Source organism: Micromonospora chokoriensis (assembly GCF_900091505.1).
GTDB classification, from domain to species: domain Bacteria; phylum Actinomycetota; class Actinomycetes; order Mycobacteriales; family Micromonosporaceae; genus Micromonospora; species Micromonospora chokoriensis.
The window spans coordinates 5870305-5896764 of sequence record NZ_LT607409.1; the positions used below are offsets into that span (position 1 = coordinate 5870305).

28 protein-coding genes are annotated in these 26460 nt (G+C 72.6%); 9 read left to right on the forward strand and 19 right to left on the reverse strand.

The features are described 5' to 3' along the window. Positions 1 to 53 precede the first annotated feature (53 nt). From pdxT to pgsA, 6 genes are all read right to left on the reverse strand, one after another. On the reverse strand, positions 54 to 656 hold the full coding sequence (pdxT, locus tag GA0070612_RS26575; protein ID WP_088990396.1) for a pyridoxal 5'-phosphate synthase glutaminase subunit PdxT: 603 nt from the start codon (positions 654 to 656) through the stop codon (positions 54 to 56). A gap of 7 nt (positions 657 to 663) precedes the next feature. After that, positions 664 to 1581, reverse strand: coding sequence for a pyridoxal 5'-phosphate synthase lyase subunit PdxS (gene pdxS / locus GA0070612_RS26580; RefSeq protein ID WP_088990397.1), 918 nt, complete (start codon positions 1579 to 1581; stop codon positions 664 to 666). A 135-nt stretch (positions 1582 to 1716) separates the two neighbouring features. Beyond that, positions 1717 to 2220 (reverse strand): hypothetical protein, encoded by a 504-nt coding sequence (locus GA0070612_RS26585; RefSeq protein WP_088990398.1) that lies wholly within the window; start codon positions 2218 to 2220, stop codon positions 1717 to 1719. Between the two features lie 80 nt (positions 2221 to 2300). After that, complete coding sequence (locus GA0070612_RS26590) at positions 2301 to 3461, reverse strand: glycosyltransferase family 4 protein (protein ID WP_088990399.1); 1161 nt, start codon at positions 3459 to 3461, stop codon at positions 2301 to 2303. A gap of 57 nt (positions 3462 to 3518) precedes the next feature. Beyond that, positions 3519 to 4451 (reverse strand): phosphatidylinositol mannoside acyltransferase, encoded by a 933-nt coding sequence (locus tag GA0070612_RS26595; protein WP_088990400.1) that lies wholly within the window; start codon positions 4449 to 4451, stop codon positions 3519 to 3521. Between the two features lie 43 nt (positions 4452 to 4494). Beyond that, complete coding sequence (gene pgsA, locus GA0070612_RS26600) at positions 4495 to 5124, reverse strand: phosphatidylinositol phosphate synthase (protein ID WP_088991784.1); 630 nt, start codon at positions 5122 to 5124, stop codon at positions 4495 to 4497. Between the two features lie 251 nt (positions 5125 to 5375). Here pgsA and GA0070612_RS26605 point away from each other — a divergent pair, with 251 nt between their 5' ends. Then, complete coding sequence (locus tag GA0070612_RS26605) at positions 5376 to 7532, forward strand: elongation factor G-like protein EF-G2 (RefSeq protein ID WP_088990401.1); 2157 nt, start codon at positions 5376 to 5378, stop codon at positions 7530 to 7532. 256 nt (positions 7533 to 7788) lie between these two features. Here the strand turns inward: GA0070612_RS26605 and GA0070612_RS26610 are convergent, their stop codons facing one another. Next, the gene (locus tag GA0070612_RS26610; RefSeq protein WP_088990402.1) at positions 7789 to 8847 is read right to left on the reverse strand and encodes an aldo/keto reductase; all 1059 of its coding nucleotides are present in this window, start codon (positions 8845 to 8847) and stop codon (positions 7789 to 7791) included. An 84-nt stretch (positions 8848 to 8931) separates the two neighbouring features. Between GA0070612_RS26610 and GA0070612_RS26615 the strand changes: the two genes are divergently transcribed. Further along, positions 8932 to 9231, forward strand: coding sequence for a hypothetical protein (locus GA0070612_RS26615; RefSeq protein ID WP_088990403.1), 300 nt, complete (start codon positions 8932 to 8934; stop codon positions 9229 to 9231). Positions 9232 to 9288: 57 nt separating this feature from the next. Here GA0070612_RS26615 and GA0070612_RS26620 read toward each other — a convergent pair whose 3' ends face one another. Together GA0070612_RS26620 and thrS are read right to left on the reverse strand one after the other, a co-directional pair. Beyond that, a complete protein-coding gene (locus tag GA0070612_RS26620) occupies positions 9289 to 9801 on the reverse strand; it encodes an HIT family protein (protein ID WP_197699492.1) in 513 nt (170 codons plus the stop codon). Between the two features lie 165 nt (positions 9802 to 9966). Next, complete coding sequence (gene thrS, locus GA0070612_RS26625) at positions 9967 to 11976, reverse strand: threonine--tRNA ligase (RefSeq protein WP_088990405.1); 2010 nt, start codon at positions 11974 to 11976, stop codon at positions 9967 to 9969. 176 nt (positions 11977 to 12152) lie between these two features. Here thrS and GA0070612_RS26630 point away from each other — a divergent pair, with 176 nt between their 5' ends. The 3 genes from GA0070612_RS26630 (at position 12153) to GA0070612_RS26640 (ending at position 15368) form a co-directional block, all read left to right on the forward strand. Next, complete coding sequence (locus GA0070612_RS26630) at positions 12153 to 13067, forward strand: DUF1775 domain-containing protein (RefSeq protein ID WP_088990406.1); 915 nt, start codon at positions 12153 to 12155, stop codon at positions 13065 to 13067. Between the two features lie 181 nt (positions 13068 to 13248). Then, positions 13249 to 13938 (forward strand): response regulator transcription factor, encoded by a 690-nt coding sequence (locus GA0070612_RS26635; protein ID WP_088990407.1) that lies wholly within the window; start codon positions 13249 to 13251, stop codon positions 13936 to 13938. A gap of 29 nt (positions 13939 to 13967) precedes the next feature. Next, a complete protein-coding gene (locus GA0070612_RS26640; protein ID WP_197699247.1) occupies positions 13968 to 15368 on the forward strand; it encodes a HAMP domain-containing sensor histidine kinase in 1401 nt (466 codons plus the stop codon). A gap of 230 nt (positions 15369 to 15598) precedes the next feature. On the opposite strand, the gene GA0070612_RS26645 is transcribed toward GA0070612_RS26640, so the two are convergent. Both GA0070612_RS26645 and GA0070612_RS26650 read right to left on the reverse strand, forming a co-directional pair. Beyond that, a complete protein-coding gene (locus GA0070612_RS26645) occupies positions 15599 to 16621 on the reverse strand; it encodes an adenosine deaminase (RefSeq protein WP_088990408.1) in 1023 nt (340 codons plus the stop codon). Then, on the reverse strand, positions 16618 to 17439 hold the full coding sequence (locus tag GA0070612_RS26650; RefSeq protein WP_088990409.1) for a trans-aconitate 2-methyltransferase: 822 nt from the start codon (positions 17437 to 17439) through the stop codon (positions 16618 to 16620). The genes GA0070612_RS26645 and GA0070612_RS26650 overlap by 4 nt, the downstream gene beginning before the upstream one ends. Before the next feature lie 82 nt (positions 17440 to 17521). On the opposite strand from GA0070612_RS26650, the gene GA0070612_RS26655 reads away from it, so the two are divergent. Both GA0070612_RS26655 and GA0070612_RS26660 read left to right on the forward strand, forming a co-directional pair. Further along, a complete protein-coding gene (locus GA0070612_RS26655; protein ID WP_088990410.1) occupies positions 17522 to 18505 on the forward strand; it encodes an aldo/keto reductase in 984 nt (327 codons plus the stop codon). 88 nt (positions 18506 to 18593) lie between these two features. Next, positions 18594 to 18788, forward strand: coding sequence for a hypothetical protein (locus GA0070612_RS26660; protein WP_088990411.1), 195 nt, complete (start codon positions 18594 to 18596; stop codon positions 18786 to 18788). Positions 18789 to 18892: 104 nt separating this feature from the next. On the opposite strand, the gene GA0070612_RS26665 is transcribed toward GA0070612_RS26660, so the two are convergent. The 7 genes from GA0070612_RS26665 to GA0070612_RS26695 all read right to left on the reverse strand — a co-directional run bounded on the left by GA0070612_RS26665 (position 18893) and on the right by GA0070612_RS26695 (position 23259). Continuing rightward, the gene (locus GA0070612_RS26665) at positions 18893 to 19096 is read right to left on the reverse strand and encodes a cold-shock protein (RefSeq protein WP_030338233.1); all 204 of its coding nucleotides are present in this window, start codon (positions 19094 to 19096) and stop codon (positions 18893 to 18895) included. Between the two features lie 286 nt (positions 19097 to 19382). Then, the gene (locus GA0070612_RS26670) at positions 19383 to 19655 is read right to left on the reverse strand and encodes a DUF4235 domain-containing protein (protein ID WP_088990412.1); all 273 of its coding nucleotides are present in this window, start codon (positions 19653 to 19655) and stop codon (positions 19383 to 19385) included. Further along, complete coding sequence (locus GA0070612_RS26675) at positions 19652 to 20014, reverse strand: DUF3618 domain-containing protein (RefSeq protein WP_088990413.1); 363 nt, start codon at positions 20012 to 20014, stop codon at positions 19652 to 19654. The genes GA0070612_RS26670 and GA0070612_RS26675 overlap by 4 nt, the downstream gene beginning before the upstream one ends. After that, positions 20011 to 20445 carry a phage holin family protein gene (locus tag GA0070612_RS26680; RefSeq protein ID WP_088990414.1) on the reverse strand — a complete coding sequence of 145 codons (435 nt, stop codon included), beginning with the start codon at positions 20443 to 20445 and terminating at the stop codon, positions 20011 to 20013. The genes GA0070612_RS26675 and GA0070612_RS26680 overlap by 4 nt, the downstream gene beginning before the upstream one ends. Positions 20446 to 20739: 294 nt before the next feature. Next, positions 20740 to 21927 carry a mechanosensitive ion channel family protein gene (locus GA0070612_RS26685; RefSeq protein WP_088990415.1) on the reverse strand — a complete coding sequence of 396 codons (1188 nt, stop codon included), beginning with the start codon at positions 21925 to 21927 and terminating at the stop codon, positions 20740 to 20742. An 83-nt stretch (positions 21928 to 22010) separates the two neighbouring features. Further along, positions 22011 to 22832, reverse strand: coding sequence for a DUF1206 domain-containing protein (locus tag GA0070612_RS26690; RefSeq protein WP_088990416.1), 822 nt, complete (start codon positions 22830 to 22832; stop codon positions 22011 to 22013). Between the two features lie 61 nt (positions 22833 to 22893). Next, positions 22894 to 23259, reverse strand: a complete 366-nt coding sequence (locus tag GA0070612_RS26695) for a hypothetical protein (protein WP_088990417.1) — start codon at positions 23257 to 23259, stop codon at positions 22894 to 22896. Between the two features lie 76 nt (positions 23260 to 23335). Between GA0070612_RS26695 and GA0070612_RS26700 the strand changes: the two genes are divergently transcribed. Both GA0070612_RS26700 and GA0070612_RS26705 read left to right on the forward strand, forming a co-directional pair. After that, on the forward strand, positions 23336 to 24562 hold the full coding sequence (locus GA0070612_RS26700) for a cysteine desulfurase-like protein (protein ID WP_088990418.1): 1227 nt from the start codon (positions 23336 to 23338) through the stop codon (positions 24560 to 24562). Continuing rightward, positions 24559 to 24846, forward strand: a complete 288-nt coding sequence (locus tag GA0070612_RS26705) for a GNAT family N-acetyltransferase (RefSeq protein WP_088990419.1) — start codon at positions 24559 to 24561, stop codon at positions 24844 to 24846. The genes GA0070612_RS26700 and GA0070612_RS26705 overlap by 4 nt, the downstream gene beginning before the upstream one ends. 46 nt (positions 24847 to 24892) lie before the next feature. Here GA0070612_RS26705 and GA0070612_RS26710 read toward each other — a convergent pair whose 3' ends face one another. Then, a complete protein-coding gene (locus tag GA0070612_RS26710; protein WP_088990420.1) occupies positions 24893 to 26383 on the reverse strand; it encodes a glycoside hydrolase family 3 protein in 1491 nt (496 codons plus the stop codon). Positions 26384 to 26460: the final 77 nt, after the last annotated feature.

Here is a 26460-nt window from a genome sequence, read left to right on the forward strand (position 1 = left end):
AGCCGGGGCCGCAGAACATGCCCCGCCGGGCTGAGGGCGACCGGCCCGACCGCTCAGGCGGCCCGCACCAGATCCACGAAGTACGCGTGCACCCGCAGGTCACCGGTCAACTCCGGGTGGAACGAGGTGGCCAGCAGGTTGCCCTGCCGGACCGCCACGATCCGGTCGGCGGCCGGGCCACCGGTCACCGTGCCGATCACCTCGACACCGGCACCGACCCGCTCGACCCAGGGCGCCCGGATGAAGACCGCGTGGAACGGCTCCCCCGGCACCCCGGTGATCTCCACCGGGGCCTCGAAGGAGTCGACCTGCCGACCGAACGCGTTGCGCCGCACTGTCATGTCGATCCCGGCGAAGCCGCGCTGGTCGGGTCGGCCGTCCAGCACCGTCGTGGCCAGCATGATCATGCCGGCGCAGGAACCGTAGACCGGCATGCCGTCGGCAATCCGCTTGTCGATCGGCTCGCGCATCTCGAAGATGTCGGTGAGCTTGCTGATGGTGGTGGACTCGCCCCCGGGAACCACCAGGCCGTCGACCGCGGCCAGCTCCGTCGGACGGCGCACCGGGCGGGCGTCCGCACCCGCCGCGGCCAGCGCCGCCACGTGCTCGCGGACGTCCCCCTGAAGAGCGAGAACACCGATCACGGGTACGGCCATCCGTCGGTCACCAGCCCCGCTCGGCCAGGCGGTGCGGCTGCGGGATCTCGTCGACGTTGATGCCGACCATGGCCTCGCCGAGACCACGGGAGACCTTCGCCAGCACGTCCGGGTCGTCGTGGAAGGTGGTGGCCTTGACGATCGCGGCGGCCCGCTGGGCCGGGTTGCCCGCCTTGAAGATGCCCGAGCCGACGAAGACACCCTCGGCGCCGAGCTGCATCATCATCGCGGCGTCGGCCGGGGTGGCGATCCCACCGGCGGTGAACAGCACCACCGGCAGCTTGCCGCTCTCGGCGACCTCCTTGACCAGCTCGTACGGGGCCTGCAACTCCTTGGCCGCGACGTACAGCTCGTCGGCCGGCAGCGAGGACAGCCGACGGATCTCCTGGCGGATCTTCCGCATGTGAGTGGTGGCGTTGGAGACGTCGCCGGTGCCCGCCTCGCCCTTGGAGCGGATCATCGCCGCGCCCTCGGTGATCCGGCGCAGCGCCTCGCCCAGGTTGGTGGCGCCACAGACGAAGGGCACCGTGAAGGCCCACTTGTCGATGTGGTTGGCGTAGTCGGCAGGGGTGAGCACCTCGGACTCGTCGACGTAGTCGACGCCGAGCGACTGGAGGATCTGCGCCTCGACGAAGTGGCCGATGCGGGCCTTGGCCATCACCGGGATCGACACGGCGGAGATGATGCCGTCGATCATGTCGGGGTCGCTCATCCGGGACACCCCGCCCTGCGCGCGGATGTCGGCGGGCACCCGCTCCAGGGCCATCACCGCGACGGCGCCGGCGTCCTCAGCGATCTTGGCCTGCTCGGCGTTGACCACATCCATGATCACGCCGCCCTTCAACATCTCGGCCATGCCACGCTTCACGCGGGCCGAGCCGACGACGGGGGCGGTACCGGTGTTCGAGGCGGTGTTTTCGGGCACGGGTCATCGCTCCTTGGACGGACTCCGGGGGTTGGCAGAAAAATGCTACGTGCGGTTCAACGCCGCACCGACAGCCAATCAGACCCCCGGTGGCCTGCCCTGTGGCACTGATCACCGGTCGTGCGCGACCCCCGGTCAGGTGGCGGGGACGTCCGCGGGCACCGTCAGGGTCGGGTCGTCGATGTCGAAGTAGCGCGGCCACTCCCGGCCCCGCCCCATCCGCAACAACCGCACCAGCGGCCGGCTGCGCGCCGAGCGGGCGTCCCGGACCAGGTCCGTGTGCACCTGCCGGGACAGCGCCAGGCGGCGACTGGCGGCGATGACCGCCGCGCAGTCCGGATCGTCCGGGTCCAGCTGGACGGCACGCAACTGCCGGGTCAGGTCGTTCTCCGCCGCCTCACGCTCGTCCGGGCCGGCGTCCAGGGCGATCCGGGCCGCCGCGTACAACTCGACGCCGAAACGCCGCTCCGCCAGCACCGCCGCCGCGGCCGCCCGGCGCAGCAGGTGGGCGTCGAGGGCCCGGGCCGCCAGCTCCGCGCGGCCCTGCAACCTGTCGACCCGACCGGCCGTCCAGATGAGGTACGCCGCGACCAGCCCCACGACCACGCTCGCGGCCACCACCCACCACATGTGCGGCATCGTAGTGCTGCTCCGTTTCAGCTCCGATTGGGTGCGGTCCGGCCGGTTGACCGGTCAGCGCACACCGTGAGTCACACCGGTCAGCCCAGCCCCACCCATTCCTGGTCGATGACCCGCCCGTCGGTTGCCTCGATCGCCGCTGCGTATACCTCCAGAACACGGCGGGCAACCACCGGCCAGTCGAAATTCGCCACGACCTGATCGCCGCAGGCGGTCAACGTCGTCCGCGCGGAGGCGTCGTCCAACAGCTCGCTCAGCGCGTCGCGCAGCCCCACCGGGTCGCCGGTGGGAAAGAGCCGACCGGCGCGCCCACCGTCGAGCACCCGCCGGAACGCGTCCAGGTCGCTGGCGACAACCGTCGTACCCGCGGCCAGGGCCTCGGTGAGGATCATGCCGAACGACTCGCCACCGGTGTTCGGCGCCACGTAGAGGTGGACGCTCCGCAACATGCGCGCCTTGTCCGGTTCGGTGACCAGGCCGAGGAACGTGACCCGCTCGTGCAGATCGGCCGGGAACTGGTCGTACAGGTCGTCGGGGTCACCGGGGCCGGCGACGAGCAACCGCAACCCGGGCCGGGTGGCGGCCAGCGCCACGAACGCGTCACGCAGCACCGGGAAGCCCTTGCGCGCCTCGGTGAACCGGCCCAGGAACCCCAGCGTGCCGCCCGTACCCGGGCCGCACTCCCCCGGCCAGCCCGGCAACGGCTCGGCGTCGGCGAACTTGGCCACCGCCACCCCGTTGGGGATCTCCACGGCCCCGCCGTCCATGTGCTCCACCTGCACCTTGCGGGCCAGCGCGCTGACCGCGATCCGGGCGGTGATCCGTTCCAACACGATCTGGAGGACACCCTGCGCCGCCGCCAACACCCGGGAACGGGTCATCGCGGTGTGGAACGTGGCCACCACCGGGCCCCGCGCGGAGAGCACGGCCAGCAGCGACAGGCTCAGCGTGAGCGGCTCGTGCACGTGCAACACGTCGAAGTCGCCGTTGGTGATCCAGCGCCGGACCCGGGCGGTCGAGACCGGGCCGAACGCGATCCGGGCCACCGATCCGTTGTACGGCAGCGGCACGGCACGGCCGGCGGACACCACGTACGGCGGCAGCGGCGCATCCTCGTCGGCCGGGGCGAGCACGCTGACCTCGTGCCCGAGAGCGATCAACGCCTCGGCGAGGTCCATCACGTGGTTCTGCACGCCGCCCGGGACGTCGAAGGAGTACGGGCACACGATGCCGATCCGCATGCGTCAGCGCCCCCTGTCCGTGATCGTGGGACACCATCCCACCGTGCCCACCTCCCCCTAGGCCGGACCGGAGGCCGACGAGGGCGGCGCCGTGCCGTCCCCCGCCGCCCGCTGGTCCAGCCACATCCGCTGCAACATGTGCCAGTCTTCCGGATGCCGGGCGATACCCGCCGACAGACCGTCGGCGATCAGCTGGGTCAGCGACCGGACCCGCTGGTCCAGAGGCCCCACCTCGGGCCCCGGCACCGGCAGTGGGCCGGCGAGCGACGCGCAGGCCGCGTCGGGTTCGTACCACATCGAGGCCACGTAGAGCGGCGCTCCGGTGTGCAGGGCGAGCAGCGCGGGCCCGGCGGGCATCCGGGTCTTCCCGCCGAAGAAGTCGACCTCCACACCACGGGCGGAGAGGTCCCGGTCGGCCAGCAGCGGCACCACCGCACCGGCGCGTACCCGGTCCAGCAGCACCTCGAATGCCGGACGCGGCCCCCCGTGGGTCGGCAGGATCTCCATCCCCAGGCTCTCCCGGAAGGCGATGAAACGCTCGTAGACGCCCTCCGGCTTGAGTCGCTCCATGACCGTGGTGATCGGCCAACCGGTGGCCGCCACCCAGGCCCCCGCGGCGTCCCAGTTGCCGGAGTGCGGCAACGCCACCACGGCGCCCCGGCCCGCGGCCACGTCGGCGGCGAGCAGCTCGGCGCCGTCGAGCCGGAAGCCGGACAGGATCTGCGTCCGGCTCAACGACGGCAGCCGGAACGCCTCCATCCAGTACCGGGCGTACGAGCGCAGCCCTCGCTTGACGAGATCGTTCAGCTCGGCGTCGGGCAGCTCCGGGCCGACCACCCGGCGCAGGTTCGCGCGCAGTCGGTCCGTACCCCCGCCGCCGCGTCGGTGGGCGCGGTCCGCGCCCGCCCGAAACGCCGCGGCGACCAGCGGCCGGGGTAGCGCGCGGACCACCCGCCAGCCGGCGACGTAGCCCAGCTCGGTGAGGTTCACGCGGCCCGGCCGCCGGTCGTCCGGGGCCGACCCACCGCGCCGTTCACGCCTGGCCGTCCGGCTGGAGCTGCTGGGCCTGGCGGTAGACGTGTGCCATCCGCTGCCCCACCGTGAAGATCGACACGGCGGCCAGCAGCCAGAGCGCGATCTCCAGCGCCGGATCGACACCGACGCCGGTGAGGATGCCGCCGACGCCGACGATCAGCAGCCGCTCGGTGCGCTCGGCGATGCCCACGTTGCAGGTCATGCCGAGCCCCTCGGCGCGGGCCTTGACGTAGGAGACCAGGCTCCCGGCGGCCAGGCAGACCAGCGCGGCGGCCACCCCGGAGTAGTTGTCCTGGGTGGCCAGCCAGTACGCGACCGCGCCGAAGACGGCGCTGTCGGCTACCCGGTCCATGCTCGAATCGAGGAACGCGCCGAACCTGGTGGAGCCACCGCTCATCCGGGCCATCGTCCCGTCGAGCAGGTCGGTGAGCGCGAACACGGTGACGATCAACGCGCCCGCGACCAGATGGCCGCGGGCACCGAAGCCGAGCGCGCCGACGAGCACACCGACGGTGCCCGCGACGGTGACGGCATTGGGGGTGACGCCCGCGCGCAGGAGGGCACGGGCAATCGGCTCGACGACGCGGGTCATCCCCGCGCGGGCCGACACTTGGAAGATCTTCGCCATGGCGGTCCCCACGATAACGGTCCGCCCAGCTCCGCCGATACGGCCGGTCCCGCCGACGCGCCTGCGAGAGGCTTGTGCCTACCCGGCAACGGGTGTGAGATCGAGCCGGGAGGTGAGCCAGCTCACCCATCCACCCGTCCCGTTCCCGCTGTGCAGCAGACCACCGGAGGATATCGCCGCGCTCTCGCCCCGGGCCGCTTCCACCTCGCGCGGCGGTCGCCACCCACCACCGGCTGAGGGAGGTGCGCCCGATGGCGCAGAAGAACCAGGACAAGGGCTCCACCGGCGGCACGCCGGTCATCACCGAGCCCGAGCGGGTCCGCAACGTGGTGCTCGTCGGGCACTCCGGAGCGGGCAAGACGACACTTGTCGAGGCCCTGCTCGCGGCGACGGGCACGATCGGCCGGGCCGGCTCCGTGCTCGACGGCACGACGGTGGGCGACCACGACCCCGCGGCCGTGCGCCAACAACGCTCGGTCAGCCTGTCCTGCGCGCCGCTGCTGCACAACGGCATCAAGGTCAACCTCCTGGACACCCCCGGGTACGCCGACTTCGTCGGCGAGCTGCGGGCCGGGTTGCGGGCCGCCGACGCCGCGCTCTTCGTCGTCTCGGCGGCGGGCGGCATGGACGCCGCCACCGTCGCGCTGTGGGAGGAGTGCGCCGCCGTCGACATGCCCCGCGCGGTCGCAATTTCCCGACTGGACCAGCCCCGCGCCGACGTCGACGAGACCGTCGCGCTCTGCCAGCGCCTCTTCGGCGACAACGTGATGCCGCTCTACCTGCCGATGCTCGGCGACGACGGCGTGTCCACCGAGGGCCTGCTCGGCCTGATCACCCGCCGGGTCTTCGACTACAGCGCCGGGTTGCCCGCCGACGTCCGCGCCCCCGACCCGGAGCACCAGCGCGCCATCGACGAGTCCCGCGACGAGCTGATCGAGGGGATCATCGCCGAGAGCGAGGACGAGACCCTGATGGACCGCTACCTCGACGGCGAGGACATCAGCGACGAGGTGCTCATCGACGACCTGGAGAAGGCCGTCGCCCGGGGTCACTTCTACCCGGTGGTGCCGGTCTGCGCCCAGACCGGCGTCGGGCTGGACGTGCTGCTGGAGGTGCTGACCGCCGCGTTCCCGTCGCCGCTGGAGCACGAGCTGCCGGCGGTCACCGGCGTGGACGGCTCGCCGCGACCGCCGTTGACCTGCGACCCGGCCGGGCCACTCGTCGCCGAGGTCGTCAAGACCACCGTCGACCGCCACGTCGGCCGGGTCTCGCTGGTCCGGGTCTTCTCCGGCACGCTGCGCCCCGACCAGACGGTGCACGTCTCCGGTCACGGCATGGCCGAACGCGGGCACCCCGACCACGACGCCGACGAGCGGGTCGGGCACCTCTACACCCCGCTGGGCGCGACGCTGCGCGAGGTGCCGCTCTGCGTGGCCGGCGACCTCTGCGCGATCACCAAGTCGGGCAGCGCGGAGACCGGCGACACCATCTCGGCCAAGGCCGACCCGCTGTTGATCGCCCCCTGGGAGATGCCGGAACCGCTGCTGCCGGTGGCGATCGTCGCCCACAGCCGCGCCGACGAGGACGCCCTGGCCCGCAACCTCGCCCGCCTGGTCGCGGGCGACCCCACGCTGCGGTTGGAACGCAACCCGGAGACCCACCAGCTGGTCCTCTGGTGCATGGGCGAGGCACACGCCGACGTGGTGCTCGACCGGCTCCGCGCCGGAGGCGTCGAGCTGGACACCGAGCCGGTCAAGGTGTCACTGCGCGAGACCCTGACGGTGCCCGCGAGGGGGCACGGCCGGCACGTCAAGCAGTCCGGTGGCCACGGCCAGTACGCGGTCTGCGACATCGAGGTCGAGCCGCTGCCCCGGGGCAGCGGCTTCGAGTTCGTCGACCGGGTCGTCGGCGGCGCGGTGCCGCACAACTACATCCCCTCGGTGGAGAAGGGCGTCCGCGCCCAACTCGAACGTGGCCTCGTCGCCGGTCACCCGGTGGTGGACCTGCGGGTGACCCTGGTCGACGGCAAGGCGCACAGCGTCGACTCCTCCGACGCGGCCTTCCAGACCGCCGGCGCGCTGGCCCTGCGCGACGCCGCCGACCGTGGCCGGCCCGCCCTGCTGGAGCCGATCGACGAGGTCACCGTCCGGGTGCCCGACGGTTCGGTGGGCACGGTGATGAGCGACCTGTCCGGCCGACGGGGCCGGGTGCTCGGCACCGAGCCCGACCCGGACGCCGACGGCCGTACCCTCGTGCGCGCCGAGGTGCCGGCCACCGAACTGCTGCGGTACGCCGTCGAGCTGCGCTCGATGACGGCCGGCACCGGCACCTTCCGCCGTCACTTCGTCCGTCACGACCCGATGCCGGCCCACCTGGCCGACCAGATCCGCAAAGAACACACCCCGTAACCCACCCCCGCCCCGCCTCTGGCCCCGCCCCTCCCCGCCCCGCCCCTCCCCGCCCCGCCCCTCCCCGCCCTCCCCTGGCGTCGATCATGGAGTTGTGGTGGTTGACATATCCCGCTATGCCCGATCTTTCCGCCACCACAACTCCATGATCGACGCGGACAGGGGGTGGGGCGCGGGGCGGACAGGGGGTGGGTGGGGCGCGGGGCGGACAGGGGTGGGTGGGGCGCGGGGCGGACAGGGCGGGGTGGGGGTGTTGTTAGGGGTGCACTGTGGGGTTTGGGGGTGCGGGCCAGTGGGGGCGGTCGGCGTCGCGTAGGGCCGCCGTGCGCAGTGCCGCCAACTGGCGCTCGACCTCGACGAACTGGTCCGGCGGCAGCGGGCCCCGGTGCAGCGCTGCGGCGTTCTCCTCGACCTGGGCGACCGTACGGCAGCCGGGGATCGGGATGGTGCGGCCGCTGCGGGCCCAGATCCAGCCCAGCGCGCCCTGGGCGAGGGTGCGCCCGTCGGCGGTGAGCGCCGCGCGGACCGCCCCCACCCGACGGAGCCACTCCGGCGCGGGTCGGCCACCGCGGAACCACTCCAACCAGCCGGGGGTCAACCCGCGTACGTCGTCGTGGGGCAGGATCGACCCGGCCGAGTACTTGCCGGTGAGCAGCCCCATGCCCAGTGGGCCCCGGTTGACGCTGGCCAGGTCGTACTTGTCGCAGACGGCGAGCAGCTCGGGGGCGTCGCGCAGAACGGACAGGGTGTGCTGCACGGCGGTGGCCCCGGTGGCGGAGTGCCCGAACGCGGTGGCCCGGTCGGGACGGTCGGTGCTCCACCCGTACGCGCGGATCAGGCCCTCGGCGACCAGCTCCTCGCAGCCGCCGACCAGCGCCTGGGCGCGCGGCACCGACAGGTCGGCGAGGTGCAGCTGGTAGAGGTCGATCCGGTCGGTGCCGAGCCGGCGCAGTGAGGCGGTCACGGCGGTGCGCAGGTACGCGGGTGACGCGTCCTCACCGGTGGCCTGTCGGCTCGCCTCGTCGAAGGTGTAACCCCACTTGGTGGCGATCACGGCCTCGTCCCGGCGGCCGGCGAGCGCCCGGCCGAGCACCCGCTCGCTGTGCCCGGCGCCGTACGTGTCGGCGGTGTCGAACAGGGTGACGCCCAGGTCGAGGGCCCGGCGGACCGTCCGCACCGACTCGTCGTCGTCGACAGCCCCCCAGCCCAGCGGTTGGGTGCCCTCAGCCCACGGGCCGCCGATCGCCCAGCACCCCATGCCGAGGGCGCTGACCTCGATGCCGCTGCGTCCCAACGTCCGTGTCGTGACTGCCATCGGCCGATCGTGCCACCTCCACGGGTCGGGGCGTAGCAGATCCCGCGGCCGGAATCGTGGGTGCGAGCCGACCGACCATTCGGCATGATCACCCGCATCCGGAGGCTGGGTGTGGACATCGGCGGCGTGATCATCGAGCTGGCCGACGGGGACGCCGACACCTCGTTCTTCGGCGCGCACTACCTGCGTACACCTGTGGTCCACGAGGCGTTCGACGCGCTCGCGGCGCTCGGCCCGGCGTTCGACGAGGTGCACCTGCTGTCCACGTGCGGGGAGGCCACCGACCGTCGCACCGCTTCCTGTTCCGGCCCCGCCCGGCGGAGGTCGCCGCTCGCACCGCGCTGCTGCCTCTCGTACACCGGGTGGAGAGCTGGCCGGAGCTGACGCCGCTGCTGCGCGCCGACCAGCCCCACCGGCGCGGGCCTCGCGGCGCGGCGACGGTCAGGACGGCCAGGCGCGGGCGAGCAGGTCGCGGGTGTCGTGCAGCAGTTGCGGCAGGACCTTGGTGCGGCCGATCACCGGCATGAAGTTCGCGTCGCCGCCCCAGCGGGGCACCACGTGCTGGTGCAGGTGCGCGGCGATGCCCGCGCCGGCGACCCCGCCCTGGTTCATGCCCAGGTTGAAGCCGTGCGCGTTGCTCACCTTGCGGATGACCCGCATCGCGGTCTGGGTGTACGACGCCAGCTCGGTGGTCTCCGGCACGTCCAGGTCGGTGTAGTCGGCGACGTGCCGGTAGGGGCAGACCAGCAGGTGCCCGGGGTTGTAGGGATAGAGGTTGAGCACCACGAAGACGTGCTCGCCACGGGCCACCACCAGGCTCTCCTCCGGCGGCAGCTGGGGGGCTCGGCAGAACGGACAACCGGTCGGCTTCTCGTAGCCCTCGGCCGGGCGGTCCTCACCGGAGATGTAGGTCATCCGGTGCGGCGTCCAGAGCCGATCCAGGCCGTCCGCCATGCCGTCGATGTCCGTGTGCCGTTCCGCCCCTGTCACGAGTCGATCCTACGGAGCCCCGCAGGCGTGCCGCGACACCTGCCCGACGGGAAAACGTCAAGACGGGAGGCCACTACTTCCTGTATCGAGCACGATCATGCGGCGAGCGGGGGAAGCGCGCCGGCCGCGTCACTCCGCGGCGGCCGAGGGGCCGATGTTGGTGCGGGAGCTGACCACGTCGAGGACGTGGGTGATGGCCTCGGCGACCGGCACACCGTTGCGCTGGGAGCCGTCGCGGTAGCGGAAGGAGACGGTGCCGGCGGCCACGTCGTCGTCACCGGCGATCACCATGAACGGGATCTTCTGCTGCTGCGCGGTGCGGATCTTCTTCTGCATCCGGTCGTCGCCCGCGTCCACCTGGGCGCGGATGCCCTCGGCGCGCAGCGCCGCCACGAAGCCGTGCAGGTAGTCGGTGTGATCCTCCCGGATCGGGATGCCGACCACCTGCACCGGCGCCAGCCAGGCCGGGAACGCGCCCGCGTAGTGCTCGGTGAGCACCCCGAAGAACCGCTCGATCGACCCGAACAGCGCCCGGTGGATCATGACGGGCCGCTGGCGGCTGCCGTCGGCGGCCTGGTACTCCAGACCGAACCGCTCCGGCTGGTTGAAGTCGACCTGGATGGTGGACATCTGCCAGGTCCGGCCGATCGCGTCGCGCGCCTGCACGGAGATCTTCGGCCCGTAGAACGCCGCGCCACCCGGGTCGGGCACCAGGTCCAGGCCGGAGGTCGCGGCGGCGGTCCGCAGCGCCTCGGTGGCCTCCTCCCAGTCCTCGTCCGCGCCGATGAACTTGGGCGAGTCGTCCCGGGTCGACAGCTCCAGGTAGAAGTCGTCCAGCCCGTAGTCACGCAGCAGGTCCAGCACGAAGCTCAGCAGCGTGGACAGCTCGCCGGCCATCTGCTCGCGGGTGCAGTAGATGTGCGAGTCGTCCTGGGTCAGGCCCCGGACCCGGGTCAGGCCGTGCACGACACCGGACTTCTCGTACCGGTAGACGGTGCCGAACTCGAACATCCGCAGCGGCAGCTCCCGGTACGACCGCCCGCGCCCCCTGAAGATCAGGTTGTGCATCGGGCAGTTCATCGCCTTAAGGTAGTAGTCCGCGCCCTCCAGCTGCATGGGCGGGAACATGGTGTCCGCGTAGTAGGGCAGGTGACCGGAGGTCTGGAACAGCTGCGCCTTGGTGATGTGCGGGGTGTTGACGAACTCGTACCCCGCCTCCTCGTGCCGCCGCCGCGAGTAGTGCTCCATCTCCCGGCGGATGATGCCGCCCTTGGGGTGGAAGACCGCCAGGCCGGAGCCGATCTCGTCGGGGAAGCTGAACAGGTCGAGGTCCGCGCCGAGCTTGCGGTGGTCGCGCCGGGCGGCCTCCTCCAGCAGCTTCAGGTACGCCTTGAGCTCGTCGCGGGTCGGCCACGCGGTGCCGTACACCCGTTGTAGTTGGGGGTTCTTCTCCGACCCGCGCCAGTAGGCGGCGGCGGACCGCATCAGCTTGAACGCGCCGATCAGGCGGGTGGTCGGGAGGTGCGGGCCCCGGCACAGGTCCGACCAGCAGACCTTGTCCTCCTTGGCGTCGAGGTTGTCGTAGATGGTCAGCTCGCCGCCGCCCACCTCCATGACCTCGTCGGTGTCCAGGCCCTCGCCCTTGACCTCGATCAACTCCAGCTTGAACGGCTCGTCGGCCAGCTCCGCGCGGGCCTCGTCGAGGCTGCCGAAGCGGCGACGGCGGAACCGCTGCCCGGACTTGATGATCTCCTGCATGCGCTTCTCGAGCTTGCTGAGGTCATCGGGCTGGAACGGCTTGTCGACGTCGAAGTCGTAGTAGAAGCCGTTCTCGATCGGCGGGCCGATGCCCAGCTTGGCCTCGGGGAAGACGTCCTGCACGGCCTGGGCCAGGACGTGCGCGGTGGAGTGGCGCAGCACGTTGAGCCCGTCCGGCGAGTCCAGGCTGACCGGCTCGACGACGGTCTCCTCGGCCGGCGACCAGTCCAGGTCACGCAGCTGACCCTGCGGGTCGCGAACCACGACGATCGCCTTGGGGCCGTTCGCGGGCAGTCCGGCCGCGGCCACCGCGTCGGCCGCCGTCGTCCCGGCGGCGACGACGACGGGGTCGGCCACGGCGGGGGTACGGGGTGCGGACACGATGACTCCTCCAAGCGGTACGAAACGGTGCCGATCCTCGGCTCCTGCCGATGCTATCGGTCGTGCCGTCGCCGCCTTCCGGACGGCTCGCGTTGAACCTTTCCGGCTCCGCATCCGAACTACAGGGTGTGGCCGGAAACCGGTGCCGGCCGCGCGGAGACGGATGGGGGCACGAGATGGCGAGCACGCACGGCGGCCAGCACCGGCGGCGGATCGCGGCGGTGACCGCGCTGACCGCCGCCGGGCTGCTGATCTGGCCCGGCGCGGCGTCCGCGGCGGACGTGACGACCACCCCGACCGAGGCCCGGCAGGGCGACGCCGTACGCCTCGAACTCACGGTGCCGGAGGAGCGCGCCGGCACGAAGACGAACCAGATCGAGGTCCGGTTGCCGGCCGACGCGCCGATCGCCGAGGTGTACCCGATGTCGGTGGACGGGTGGGCGCCCCGGCTGAGCTCCCGCACCCTGGACAAGCCGCTGGCCGGGATCCACTCCTCCGGGGTGAGCACGGTGACCACGGCGGTGACCTGGGTGCGGGTCGGCGATAGCGGCTCCGGGCCGGCCCGACTGGCGCTGTCCATGGGACCGATGCCGCAGGCGGAGCGGCTCACCTTCGAGGTCGTCCAGACGTACGCCGACGGCATTGTGGTCCGGTGGGCGGACGCGACGGGCGCACACCGCGCCCCGGTGCTGACCCTGTTGCCGGCGGCTCCGGGCGCTGCCGGACCGGCCGCGCACGGCGCAGGCCACGGCGTACCGGCCCCCGGCGCACCGGCCGGTGCCGACGACGGTTCGGCCGCCCGTGCCGGCGACGCCGGCGAAGAGTCCGGCAGCGCCGACGGAATGCTGGCCGCCGGCCTGCTCGCCGGGCTCGGTGGCGGTGCGGCGATCGGCTGGCTGGTCAGCCGGTGGCGTCGACGCGGCCCGGCCGAGCCCCTGACGCTCACCGAGGCGACCGGCGAGGCGGACCAGCCCCCGACCCTGGCCGAAGTGACGGGCCGCCGCACCGACGGGCCCGCGACCCGGGCCGACGCCACCGGACCCACCGACGCACCCGCGACGCCGGCTGAACCGGTGCCCGCTTCTCGTTGATCGACTCCGGTTTTCCGGAAACCGCGGCATCCCCGTCGCGAGGACGGCCCGACTTCCGGAAACCCGAGTCGATCACGCCCAGGCCGCCCAGCACGCCCTGGGCGACGTCGTCGTACCAGCTGGCCCGCCCCTCAGGTGCGCCGCGACGCGATCAACTTGCCAGGGCAAGTACGGTCTTGTCGTGGCCTCCGTGCTCCTGGTCGAAGACGATCACGTCGTACGCGGCGCGATGCTGCGGTCCCTCACCGATCGTGGGCATGCCGTGCACGCCGTGGGTACGGCGTTGGACGCGCTGCGTCGGGTCGCCGCGGAGACACCCGACCTGGTGGTACTGGACCTGGGCCTGCCCGACCTGGACGGCTCGGACGCGTTGCGGATGCTGCGGGGCATCACCGACGTCCCGATCATCATCGCCACCGCCCGCGACGACGAGCAGTCCGTGGTGAAGCTGCTCCGCGCGGGCGCGGACGACTACATGGTCAAGCCGTTCACGGGGGCGCACCTGGACGCGCGGATCACCACGGTGCTGCGCCGGGCCGGGCGGGCCAGCCGGACGGTGCAACCGGCGGTGCACAGCGTCGGTGGGCTCCGGGTGGACGTGGGCGAGCGCAGCGCCCTGCTCGACGGGGAGCCCCTGGCGCTGACCCGGAAGGAATTCGACCTGCTGGCGTATCTCGCCGCGCGACCTGGGCGGGTAGTGTCCCGCCGGGAACTCTTGGAGGAGGTATGGCGGCAGCCATCGGTCGGCGAGGACCAGACAATCGACGTACACCTGTACTGGCTTCGCAGAAAGATGGGCGAGTCCGCGGCGAAGCCGCGCTACCTGCGCACCGTGCGGGGGGTCGGATTCCGGTTGGTGGCGCCGGACTGAGGACGGCGCTGGCCCTGCTCACGGCCGGCATGTGCAGTCTCGTCGCGCTCGCCTTCCTGATCCCGCTCGGGCTCAGCCTGCGGGAGCAGAGCCGGGACGAGGCGATCGCCGACGCGGCCCGGCGTAGTGCGCTGGTGACCGGCGCGCTGGCGGTCAGCACCGACCCGGCGGTCGTCGAGCGTGCCGTGGTGGCCAGCGCCGAGGGGTCCGACTTCCCGCCGGTGGTGCACGGGTTGGGGTTGGACGAGTCGACCGGTCGGGCCGGCGGCGACGACCTGGACCGGGCCCGCGCCGACAAGCGGTCGCTGGTCGTCGACGTCGACGGCGGCGTGGTGCGACTCGACCCGGTGGTCCTCGGTGACCGGACGGCGGTGGTCGAGGTGTTCCTCCCGGATTCGTCGTTGGGCGAGGGCGGCGGCACCTGGATGCTGCTGTTCGCGGTCGGCGCGGCGATGGCCGGGGCGGCGGTGCTGGTGGTCGACCGGGTGGCCGCCCGCGCGGTGGACTCGACCAAGGGTCTGGTCAAGGCCGCGCTGTCCATCGGTGACGGCGACCTGGGGGTACGGGTCGAGCCGACCGGTCCCCGTGAACTGGCCGAGGCCGGGTACGCCTTCAACCGGATGGCCGACCGCCTCGACGCGGCCCGCACCGACGAGCGGGAGTTGGTGGCCGACCTGTCGCACCGCCTGCGTACCCCGTTGACGGTGCTGCGGTTGGACGCCGAGGCGTTGGAGTCCGACGACACCAGCGTGGGTTCGTTCAGTCCGGCGGAGCTGGACCGGCTCCGCGGCATCCGACGGATCCGGCAGGCGATCGTCACCCTGGAGGGTGAGATCGACGTGCTGATCAAGACGACCCGCAAGGCGGTGGCGCACGAGGCCGGGCCGGCGATGTGCGACGTCAGCGAGGTGGTCCGGGACCGGATGGTGTTCTGGGCGGCGCTGGCCGGTGACCAGAACCGGCCGCACCGGGTCAACGGCGCGCAGTTGCGCATCCCCGCGCCGGTGCCACGGGCCGAGCTGGCCGCCGCGCTGGACGCGGTGATCGGCAACGTCTTCCGTTACACGCCGCAGGGCACCGCGTTCGAGGTGGCCGTGTCGCGGCGGGACGGCTATGTGGCGATCCGGGTCGACGACGCCGGACCCGGCATCGCCAACCCGGACCGGGCGCTGCGTCGGGGGGCCAGCGACCAGGGCTCGACCGGGCTCGGTCTGGACATCGCGAAGCGGGTGGCGTTGCAGGCCAACGGCTCGGTGAGCATCGACCGTGCCCGGCTGGGCGGGGCCAGCGTGGTGATGCTGCTGGCCGACCCGGAGGCGACGCCCCGTCAGGTCAGCCGGTTCGGTCTGGTGGGTCGGATGGCGCGGGACGCCCGGGACACGAAGGCCACCGGCCGGCGCTGGCCGCGCCAGCGCCCGACCGACGAGTGACGGTGCCGGCCGGGGTTGTGCCCCGGTGCAAGTCTTCCTTAGATCGCGGTTAACGACCGAGCTGCGACGGTTGCGGGCTGACAGGATCAGTGCAGGAACCCAACAGTTTCACCGGTCGAGCGCACCACGCACCCACGGCCGGTGAAGCCGCGCGCGCGGCGGGAGTCTCAGGTCCCCCCACACCCACGCTCCCGCCGCGCGCCCTGCTCTCTCTTCCCCTCGGCGTCGGCTCAGCCGGCGCTGGCGCGGTACGCGTCGATCTCGGCGGTGATCCGCTGCTTGCCGGCGGTGTCGAGGAAGGACGCGGTCACCGCGTTGCGAGCCAGCCCGGCCACGCCCTCGCGATCGGCCCCGAGGAGTCGGGCCGCCACCGCGTACTCGTCGTTGAGGGTGGTGCCGAACATCGGCGGGTCGTCGGAGTTGATGGTGACCAGCAGCCCGGCGTCGACGAGCTGACGCAGCGGGTGCTCGTCGAGGTTGGCCACCGCCCGGGTCCGTACGTTGGACGTCGGGCAGACCTCCATCCCGATCTGCCGCTCGGCCAGGTAGGTCAGCAGCTGCGGGTCCTGGGCGGCGGAGATGCCGTGCCCGATCCGCTCGGCGCCCAGCTCGTTCAGCGCGTCCCAGATCGTCTGTGGCCCGGTGGTCTCCCCGGCGTGCGGCACCGAGCGCAGACCGGCCGCGCGGGCCTGGTCGAAGTAGGGCCGGAACTGCGGCCGGGGTACGCCGATCTCGGGGCCACCCAGCCCGAAGCTGACCAGCCCGGCGGGCCGCTCGTCCAGGGCGATGCGCAGCGTCTCCTCGGCGGCGGGCAGGCCGGCCTCGCCGGGGATGTCGAAGCACCAGCGCAGTTCCAGGCCGAAGTCGGCCAGGGCGCGCTGGCGGGCGTCCTCGATGGCCTCGCAGAACGCCGGCGCGGGGATGCCCCGACGCACGTGCGAGTACGGGGTGATGGTCAGCTCCGCGTACCGGACCTGTTGGCGGGCCAGCTCCCGGGCCACCTCGTGGGTGAGGATCCAGACGTCCTCCGGGTCGCGGATGAGGTCCACCACGCTCAGGTACACCTCGACGAAGTGCGCGAAGTCGCGGAACTCGAAGTAGGAGGCGAGCGCGTCGGGGTCGGCCGGCACCGGGGTGCGTCCCTCGTGGCGGGCGGCCAGTTCCGCGACGATCCGGGGCGAGGCGGAGCCGACGTGGTGCACGTGCAGCTCCACCTTGGGCAGGCCGGCGATGAAGGTGGTCAGATCGGTCACGGGTTCTCCTGTGCATGGTCGCCGGTGTCGGCGACGAGGGCCTGGTCGCCGGTGTGGGCGACGACGAAGACGCGGCGGAACGGGAAGTACACCTGACCCTGCCGCACCGGGTACGCGGCGGTGAGGCGTACCCCCAGCTCGGTGCGGAAGGCCGACCAGCCGGCGGCGTCCAGCGCGGCCCGGACCGGGCGCAGCGCGGTGCCCTCCATCCAGGTCAGGACCGGGTGCTCGGCGGCGGGCCGAGCCGGCAGCAGGTGCACGTAAGTAGTCTCCCAGGCGTCCACCGCGCAGCCTGCGGTGGTCAGCAAGGCCGCGTAGTCGGCCGGGTCGTCGACGGGGTCCGCGCGCAGCAGCGGGGCGACAGACCCGCGCCAGGCCGGCCGGTCGGCGACCTCGCGCAGCGCGCGGTGCGAGGGAGCGTCGAAGTTGCCGGGGACCTGCATGGCGAGCCACGCGCCGGCGGGCAGCTCGGCGGCCCAGCGGCGCAGCAGCTCCTGGTGGCCGGGCACCCACTGGAGCGCGGCGTTGCTGACGACCACGTCCTCGTCGCCGGTCGGACGCCAGTCGCGCAGGTCGGCGACCGCGAAGTCGACGGGAGCGCCCAGGGCGGTGGCCCGGTCGATCATCTCGGGTGCGGAGTCCAGGCCGAGGACCCGGCTCGTCGGCCAGCGCTCGGCGAGGGTGGCGGTGAGCTGGCCGGGGCCGCATCCGAGGTCGACCACGACCCGGGGTCGCGCGGCGGGGATCCGTGCGACGAGGTCGTGGAAGGGTCGGGACCGCTCGTCGCCGTAGCGCAGGTAGGCCGTCGGATCCCACACGTCGCCCCCAAACCGTACGTCCGTCTTGTTTCAAGGTACGACTCGCGTGGCACCGCGGCAACCCGATCACTAGGCTCGGGGCATGGAACAGCGCAGCTTCACCCGGCTCGGCCGGACCGTCGGCGCGGTCGGCCTGGGCGCCTGGCAACTCGGCGCCGACTGGGGCACCGTCAGCGAGGCCGACGCGATGGCGGTGCTCACCGCCGCCGTGGACTCCGGAGTCACCTTCCTCGACACCGCCGACGTGTACGGCGACGGCCGCAGCGAGCAACTGATCGGCCGCTTCCTGCGCTCCCGGCCCGACGCCGGGCTCACCGTCGCCACCAAGATGGGCCGCCGCGTCGAGCAGCGACCGGAGGCGTACACCCTGGCCAACTTCCGGCAGTGGACCGACCGCTCCCGGGCCAACCTGGGAATGGACACGCTGGACCTGGTCCAGCTGCACTGCCCGCCCACCGCCGTGTTCTCCTCCGACGAGGTCTTCGACGGACTGGACACCCTGGTCGCCGAGAAGGCCATCGCCGGGTACGGGGTCAGCGTCGAGACCTGCGACCAGGCCCTCACCGCCATTGCCCGGCCGGGTGTGGCGAGCGTCCAGATCATCCTGAACGCGGTCCGCCACAAGCCGTTGGAGCAGGTCCTGCCCACCGCCGCGGCGGCCGGTGTGGGCATCATCGCCCGGGTGCCGCTGGCCAGTGGCCTGCTCTCCGGCCGCTACGACGAGCACACCGAGTTCCCCGCCGACGACCACCGCAACTACAACCGGCAGGGCGCCGCGTTCGACGTCGGCGAGACGTTCTCCGGTGTCGACTTCGCGCAGGGGCTCGCCGCCGTCCGCCGGCTCGCGCCGCTGGTCGACGCGGACCGCACGATGGCGCAGTTCGCGCTGCGGTGGGTGCTGGACCAGGCGGGCGTCACAGTGGTCATCCCCGGTGCCCGCGACGCCGACCAGGCCCGGCGCAACGCCGCGACGGCGGCCCTGTCGCCGCTGACCGACGAGCAGTTGGCAGCCGTACGCGAGATCTACGACGAACTGATCCGCCCGCAGGTGCACGACCGGTGGTGACCCGCGCTTCCCGGGTGCTCGCGTCGCGCCGCCCGGCGGACGATGCTGGAGGGCGGCGCGCTGCCTCGGGCAGCGGGGAGGGGACGTGATGAGGGGCTGGCTTGCGCTCACCCTCGGCCTGTTGGCCGTCGTGATCGGTGCGGTGTGGACGGTGCAGGGCCTCGGCTACGTCACCGGCAGCCTGATGACCGATGTGCGGATCTGGGCGGTGATCGGGCCGCTCGTGTCGCTGGCCGGGCTGGTGGTGCTCTGGTTCGGTCTGCGCTCACGCCGCCGCACCTGAGCGACCCGGACACGGGGAAAAGCCCTGCACCCCGGGAGGGGTGCAGGGCTTTCAACGACCCTGGCCGGGTCGCCCCACTGGCCGGTGGGAGCCGGCCGTCTCACTCAGATGGGACGAACCTGCTCGGCCTGCGGGCCCTTCTGACCCTGAGCGATCTCGAACTCCACCCGCTGGTTCTCCTCCAGCGAGCGGTAGCCGCTGGTCTGGATGGCCGAGAAGTGGACGAACACGTCAGCACCCCCACCATCCACGGTGATGAAGCCGAAGCCCTTGTCAGCGTTGAACCACTTCACGGTTCCCTGAGCCATGTGTATCTCCCTCTAAAAACTGGTGGCCGTGCACGCCGTCCGGCCGATTGGCCGTTTTCGAGCAGCGGCGCCTGAGGTGGCCCCACGAAGGAGACTTCTCTCAACCCACGCCATCTCTCAACAGCGTGGACCAGCAAATCACGTACGCAAAAAGTCTGTCACGACCTCTCCGACGAATTTCTCCGACATGTGACCTGACGGATGCCCGAGATCCGCTGGGCGGCGTACGAACCCATGCGAAAGCCCCCTTCCCATCGATGCGGGAAGGGGGCCGACGTCGCTGTGGTCAGTCCGGCCAGGAGCCGGTCATCCGGCGGACACCGACCGCGCCGCCCCGGTCCACGGCGGCCCGGACGACCGCGAAGATCGCTCCCTGCAACGCCGCGGCAGCCAGGATCTCGCCCCAGCCGCGATCCTCGTCTGTCGCGTTCGGCGCCTCACCGTCGCCCGCGGTGACCTTCCAGACCTGCCGGAAGATCGCCCCGGCCACCGTGCCCGCGGCGATACCCAACAACACGCCGACCGGCCGGTACGCGACCCGGCTGATGCTCTTGCTCACCTACGCCTCCCCCGCACGATCATCAACACCACCACGGTGGCCACCGCACCGGCGGCGATGGCCGCCCACGGCACCGGGTTGCGGCGTACCACCTCGCCCTTGTCACGCACCAGCTCACCCTTGTGGTGGGCCTGCGCCCGCGCCATCCCGGCGCCCCGCACGGCCTGCCCGCGGACCCGGGCGACGGTCTGCGCCGCCTGCTCGCGCATCCGCTCCTTCGCCTGCCCTGCGGACTCCTTCAGGCGCGCCTTGACGTCGGCCTTGGCGGCCAACGCCTCCATCGTCTCGCCCAGCTCGACCCGGGTGCGACGGATCTCCTCGCGCAGCGCCTCGGTGTCGCCGGTCCCGTTGCCGGTCATTGCCGCCCCCTGTCCTTCACCGCGGCGGTGACAGTGTCCACGTCGGCGCGGAGGCTGCGGACCGTCGCCGCCGGCACGGGCGGGACGGCACGGCTGACCTGCTTCTTGCCCACCAGGGCGAGGATGCCGGCCACCAGGAAACAGGCCACCGCCACGATCAGCGCGGCGGCCCAGGCGGGCAACACCAGGTCGAGCAGCAGGATCGCCGTGGCGACCAACGCGCCCAGGCCGAAGAACGCCAGCGCACCGCCGCCTCCGAAGAGGCCGATCCCGATGCCGGCGTGCTTGCCCTTCTGGGTCAACTCCGCCCGGGCCAGCGCCAGTTCGTCCCGCACCAGACGGGAGACCTGTTCGGTGGCCCGTTGCACCAACTCGGCGGTGGAGGGCTCGCTCCCGTTGTGGGATGTGCGGGCGTTCGCCACGTCAGCCATGCTGTCCTCCTTTCCTCATCACCGCGCTGTATGCCCGGAGTCGCCGCCCGTCAATCCTAAAGCGCGCCGAGCAGCCGCCCGTCCGCGTTGTCCACACGCCGCGCCGCGAATACGCCGGCCGATGCCGTGATCGCGGCAGAGACGTCCGGCAGCACATCCCCCACCCAAGCCCGACCAAACCTCCCAGCCCACCCGGTCCCCTTCCCGCGTGATCAAGAGGTTTCGGTCACGAAACGCGGCCTCGGTGACGCGAACCTCTTGATCAACCCTGATCAGGGGTCCGGGGTGGGCGGGTCAGGGGCGGGTTTCTTCGGGGCCCACGAAGGCTTCGCTGCGGGCGTCGCCGTCGTCGCTGCCGCCGAAGACGCGGGCGTCGTCGGGCGCCTCGGTGTCGGACCGGCGGCGTACCGGCCGCCTCGGCTGCACCCACTGCCAGGGCAGGTTGCTGGTGGAGTCACCCAGCTCGGTGCGCACCCGGGGCATCGCGGTCGGGCGGTTGTCCCGGATCCAGGTCACCAGGTGCTCCCGGACCAGGCAGCGCAGATCCCACAGGCTCCCCGCGTCGGCGGCGCTGACCAGCGCACGAATGCGGACCATTCCGCCGGTGGCGTCGGTGACCTGCAGGACGCACACCCGCCCGTCCCACAGCTCGGTGCCCTCGACCAGGCGGCGCAGTTCCTCACGCATGGTCTGCACCGGCACCGCCCAGTCGACGTCGAACTCGGCGGTGCCGAGCACCGCCGACTCGGTGCGCGTCCAGTTCTGGAACGGCTTGGTGGTGAAGTACGAGGTGGGCAGGATCAGCCGCCGGTCGTCCCAGATCTGCACCACCACGTAGCTCAGGGTCAGCTCCTCGATCCGACCCCACTCCCCCTCGACGACCACCACGTCGTCGAGCCGGACGGCGTCGCTGAAGGCGAGCTGGAGGCCGGCGAACACGTTGCCCAGCAGGCTCTGCGCGGCGAGCGCGGCCACCACACCGACCACACCGGCCGAGGTCAGCACACCCGCGCCGATGCCTCGCACGCTGGGGAACGTCATCAGCATCACGCCGACGGTCAGGATGACGATCACGGCGATGGTCAGTCGGCGCAGCATCACCACCTGGGTCCGGACCCGCCGCGCGTGCCGGTTGTCCGGCACGTCGACCCGGAACCGGGCCAGCGCGGTGTCCTCCACGACGACCAGCAGCGCGGCCACCAACCAGGCCACCGTCGCGATGACGGCGAGGACGAGCAGGTGCAGCAGCAGGCGACGCCAGCTCTCGCCGACCGCGTACCCGGTGCTGAAGCGGACGGCGAACTGCACGGCGAGGACCGTCCCGGCGACCTGGAACGGGCGGTGGGCGTGGTCGGTCAGCTCGGTCAGCAGCTGTGACCGACGGCCGAACCGCCGGGTCAGCCGGTGGACGACCTCGACCAGGAAGAGAGCGACCGCCGCCGCGACGAGCGCGGCGACGGCCGTTTCGAGATAGTTCTGCACAGCTCCGTTGCTTCCCTTCGATCAGACGTCGGGCACTCCGGGCAAAAGCCCAAGAGTGCCCGATGTCCGCGATATCGACCAGCTCAGACCTTGCGGTACCGGGACTGGAGGAAGCAGTAGACGCCGAAGGCGGCGATGCCCAGGGCGACCAGGGTCAGCAGGAACATGCCGTACGACTGCTCGCGCAGCGTGTGCAGCGCGGCGTCCAGACCACGGGCCTTCTCCGGGTCGTAGTTGACCGCCGCCACGATGACCAGCAGACCGGAGATGCCGTACGCGACGCCCTTGGCGATGTATCCGGCCATGCCGAGTCGGCGGGCCAACTGGCGGGTCTTCGGGCTCATCTCACCGGTCTTCAGGTGCTTCTCGAACTTCTTGCGGGCGCCGTAGATGACCAGGCCGACGCCGATCGCGGCCAGCACCAGACCGGCCAGGCCGACCAGCCACCGGCCCCCGCTGGAGGTCATCAGCTTGCCGGTCAGCGCCTCCTGCTGGTCGGCGCTGTTCGACCCGGCGTCCTTGAAGACCTTGAACGCGGTCCAGGCGAAGTAGAGGTAGACGATGGTCCGGCCCGCCGAGGCGACCCGTTCCATGACCCGCTCCTTGCCGCGCTCGGCGCGGTGGCCGACCGCCGCCTCCAGCGCCTGCCAGATCGCCATCGCGAGCAGACCGATGGCGACGGCGATGACCAGGAACTTACCCAGGGGCTGTGCGGAGAGGGTACGCAGCGCGCCGGACTGGTCGCCGTCGTCGGACGACGTGCCGAACGCGATCTGCAACGCCAACCAGGCGAAGAGGAGGTGGACGATGCCGTAGCCGATGAAGCCGGCCCGGGCGAGGAGTTCCAGCCACCGGCTGTCCGCCGTTCGGGAGGCGGTGGCTTGCGCGCTACGGGTGAGTGACATGCCGCCACAATCTCCGATTACGACGATTTCCAAACGTCGGCCACCGCCTCCCCGACGGGGATCAGTTACCCGGGTTGCGGGAAACGCGGACCTTGACCTGCTGGTCGGTGACGCTGTCCAGGGTGACCGCGAAACCGCCGGCCTCGGCGGCCTGCTGACCCGTGGTGAGGGTGAGCTGCTCACCGGCGACCTCGACGGTCACCTGGTCGCCCTCGGCGCCGACCAGTTTGGCCTCGACGCCCAGGATGGTGGTGCTCGCTTCGACACCTCGCTCGAAGGTGACGGTGCAGGCGTCCAGCCCGCAGTCGGTGGAGGCGCCCTGGGAGCTGCAACCGGCGAGCACGGCGAGGCCGAGCGACAGACCGGCGAAGAGACCGGCGGCGCGGCGGACGGAGGGCATGGGCATGGTGGCGGGTCGGTTCGTCACCCCGCCAAGAGTACGAGACGCCCGCGACGCCGAGGCGACAGCGAGCGCGGGAACCGCCCCGGCTAGGGTCCGGGACATGCCGTTCGACATCGCCCGCACCCGGGCCGCGTACCCCGCCCTGACCGAGGGTTTCGTCCACTTCGACGGTGCCGGTGGCACCCAGACCGCGGCGGGTGTGATCGACGCGGTCACCGACGCCATGCGGTCGGCGGTCGGCAACCGCAGCGCCGCCTCCGTACCGGGGCGCCGGTCGTTGGAGCTGGTGGCCGAGGCCCGTTCGGCGGTGGCCGACCTGCTCGGCGCCGACCCGGCCGGGGTGGTGCTCGGGCCGAGCGCGACCGCGCTGACGTACACCCTGGCCCGCACGCTCGGTGCGACCTGGCGCCCGGGTGACGAGGTGGTGGTGTCCCGGCTCGACCACGACGCGAACATCCGGCCGTGGGTGCAGGCCGCCGAGGCGGCCGGCGCGACGGTGCGCTGGGCCGAGGTCGACCCGGGCACCGGCGAGCTGCCCGCCGACCAGTACGCCGACCTGGTCGGTGAGCGGACCCGCCTGGTCGCGGTGACCGCCGGCAGCAACGCCATCGGCACCGTGCCGGACGTGCCGACCATCGCCAAGGCCGCGCACGCGGTCGGCGCGCTGGTCCACGTCGACGGAGTGCACTCGGTTCCGCACGGCCCGACCGACCTGGCCTCGCTCGGCGCGGACGTGCTGGTCACCAGCGCGTACAAGTGGTCCGGCCCGCACCTGGCGGCGATGGTGGCCGACCCGGCCCGGTGGGCGGCGCTGCGCCCGGCGAAGCTGATGCCGTCGTCGGACGCGGTGCCGGACCGGTTCGAGTACGGAACCCCGAGCTTCCCGCTGCTCGCGGGTGTGACGGCGGCGGTGGAGCACCTGGCGGGGTTGGACCCGGACGCGGTCGGGGACCGGCGGGCGCGGCTGCGGGCCGGGCTGGCCGCCGCGCAGGCGCACGAGGAGGCACTGCTGGACCGGCTGCTCGCCGGGCTGGCGCAGCGGCCGGCGATCACCGTCTACGGTTCGCCGGCGCGACGCTGCCCGACGGTGTCGTTCCGGGTCGCCGGGATGTCGCCGGGGGCCACCCAGGAGGCGTTGGGCGCCGCCGGGTTCTGCCTCTCCGTCGGCAACTACTACGCCTACGAGTACTTCCAGATGATGGGTCTGCGTGACAGCGGCGGCGCGGTGCGGGCCAGCATCTACCACTACAACACCGCCGACGAGGTGGACCGGTTGCTCGCCGAACTCGACGCGCTGGCCGACGGCGCGGGGACAATGGCCGGATGAGCACCCTGGTCGAGGACAACCCGGCGAAGCACCGCTTCGAGATCCTGGTCGACGACGCGCTGGCCGGCTTCACCGCGTACCTGATGCGCGGGGAGGTCCTGGTCTTCACTCACACCGAGGTGGACCGGGGCTTCCAGGGCAGGGGCGTGGGCGGCGCGCTGATCCGGGGCACCCTCGACGAGGTCCGCGCCCGGGGGGCCACCGTGGTGCCGCAGTGCCCCTTCATGGCGGCGTTCATCGACAAGCACCCCGAGTACGCCGACCTGGTGGCCGACCTGCCGTGACCCGCGCCCGCCGGCGGGCGCGGGTCGGTCGACGGGGGGCCGCCGGTCAGCGGGCGCCGGTCAGCACCTCCGCGGCGGCCCAGCCGCTGGCCCGGGTGGCGCCGTGGGTGGCCAGGTGCACCGAGCCGGTCACCAGCTCCGGCACGCCCAGCTCGACCACCACCGCGTCCGGCCGGGCGGCCAACGCGCGGTGCACGGCGGAGCGCATCCAGTCGTGCCGGTGCAGGTCGCGGACCACCAGAACCAGTGGGCGGGTGCCCGCTGCGGCACCGGGGTCGGCCGGCACATCGGGCTCGGCGTAGCGGACCGTGCTGGTGCCGGGCAGCAACTCGCCCAGGGGAGCGCCGATCCCCCACGGGGTCTCCGCGCCGATGGCGATGTTGCGCAGTGGCTCGAACTCGACGACGTACGCCGCGCGGGTCAGCGGCAGCGCGTCCGTGGCGCTCCGGGAGGCGGTTACCCGGACGGCGCGGCGGGCGGCGACCAGCCCGACGTCGGCGGTGTCGCGCCGCCCGGCCGACCCGGCGGTGCGGGCGGCCATCGTCCAGGCGGCCAGTTGTCCGACCCGCTTGGCGGCCTCGGCGAGTCGCTCCTCGGGAAGGTCACCGGAGACGACGGCGGCGACGATGGCGTCGCGCAGCTCGCGCGCCGCCTCCTCGTCGGCCCGCTCGCCGCCGATGCAGATCGCGTCGGCCCCCGCCGCCAGGGCGCGGACGGTCGCCCCGGCGAAGCCGTACCGGTCGGCGACGGCGCGCATCTCGATCGCGTCGGTCACCACCACACCGGAGAAGCCCATCTCGTCGCGGAGCAGCCCGCCCAGGATGCGCTGGCTCAGCGTGGCCGGCAGCTGCGGGTCGAGCGCCGGTACCAGCAGGTGGCCGGTCATCACCGCCTGCGCGCCGGCGGCCACGGCGGCCCGGAACGGAGCCAGCTCGCAGGCGTCGAGCCGGTCCCGGTCGGCGGTGATCCGCGGCAGGTCGTGGTGGGAGTCGACGCGGGTGTCGCCGTGGCCCGGGAAGTGCTTGGCGCAGGCGGCCACGCCACCGGCCTGGAGCCCGCGTACCCAGGCGGCGGTGTGCCGCGCGACCAGCGCCGGGTCGGCGCCGAAGGAGCGCACGCCGATCACCGGGTTGTCCGGGTTGGAGTTGACGTCGGCGTCCGGGGCGTAGTTGAGGGTCACTCCGGCCGCGGCCAGCTCGACGCCGAGGTCCCGGGCGACCGCCTCGGTCAGCTCCGGGTCGTCGACCGCGCCGAGGGCGAAGTTGCCGGGCCGGGTACTGCCGTGCACCGATTCGAGCCGGGTGACGTCGCCGGCCTCCTCGTCGATCGCGACGATGATGTCCGGCCGTTCCGCGCGCAGCGTCGCGGTGAGCGCCGCCACCTGTGCGGGGTCGACGACGTTGCGGGCGAAGAGCACCACAGCGCCGAGGCCCTCACCGAGCCATCGGCACACCCACGGTGGCGGGGTGGTGCCGACGAACCCGGGTTGCAGGACGGCGGCGGCGAGCGCCGGGAGGTGGCCCGCGGGGGTGGTCACACCGCCCCCTCAGGACGCCCGGTCTCGATCGCCGGCGTCGGTGCGCCCCCGTCGATCCGCTGGTTGCGCTCGCTCAT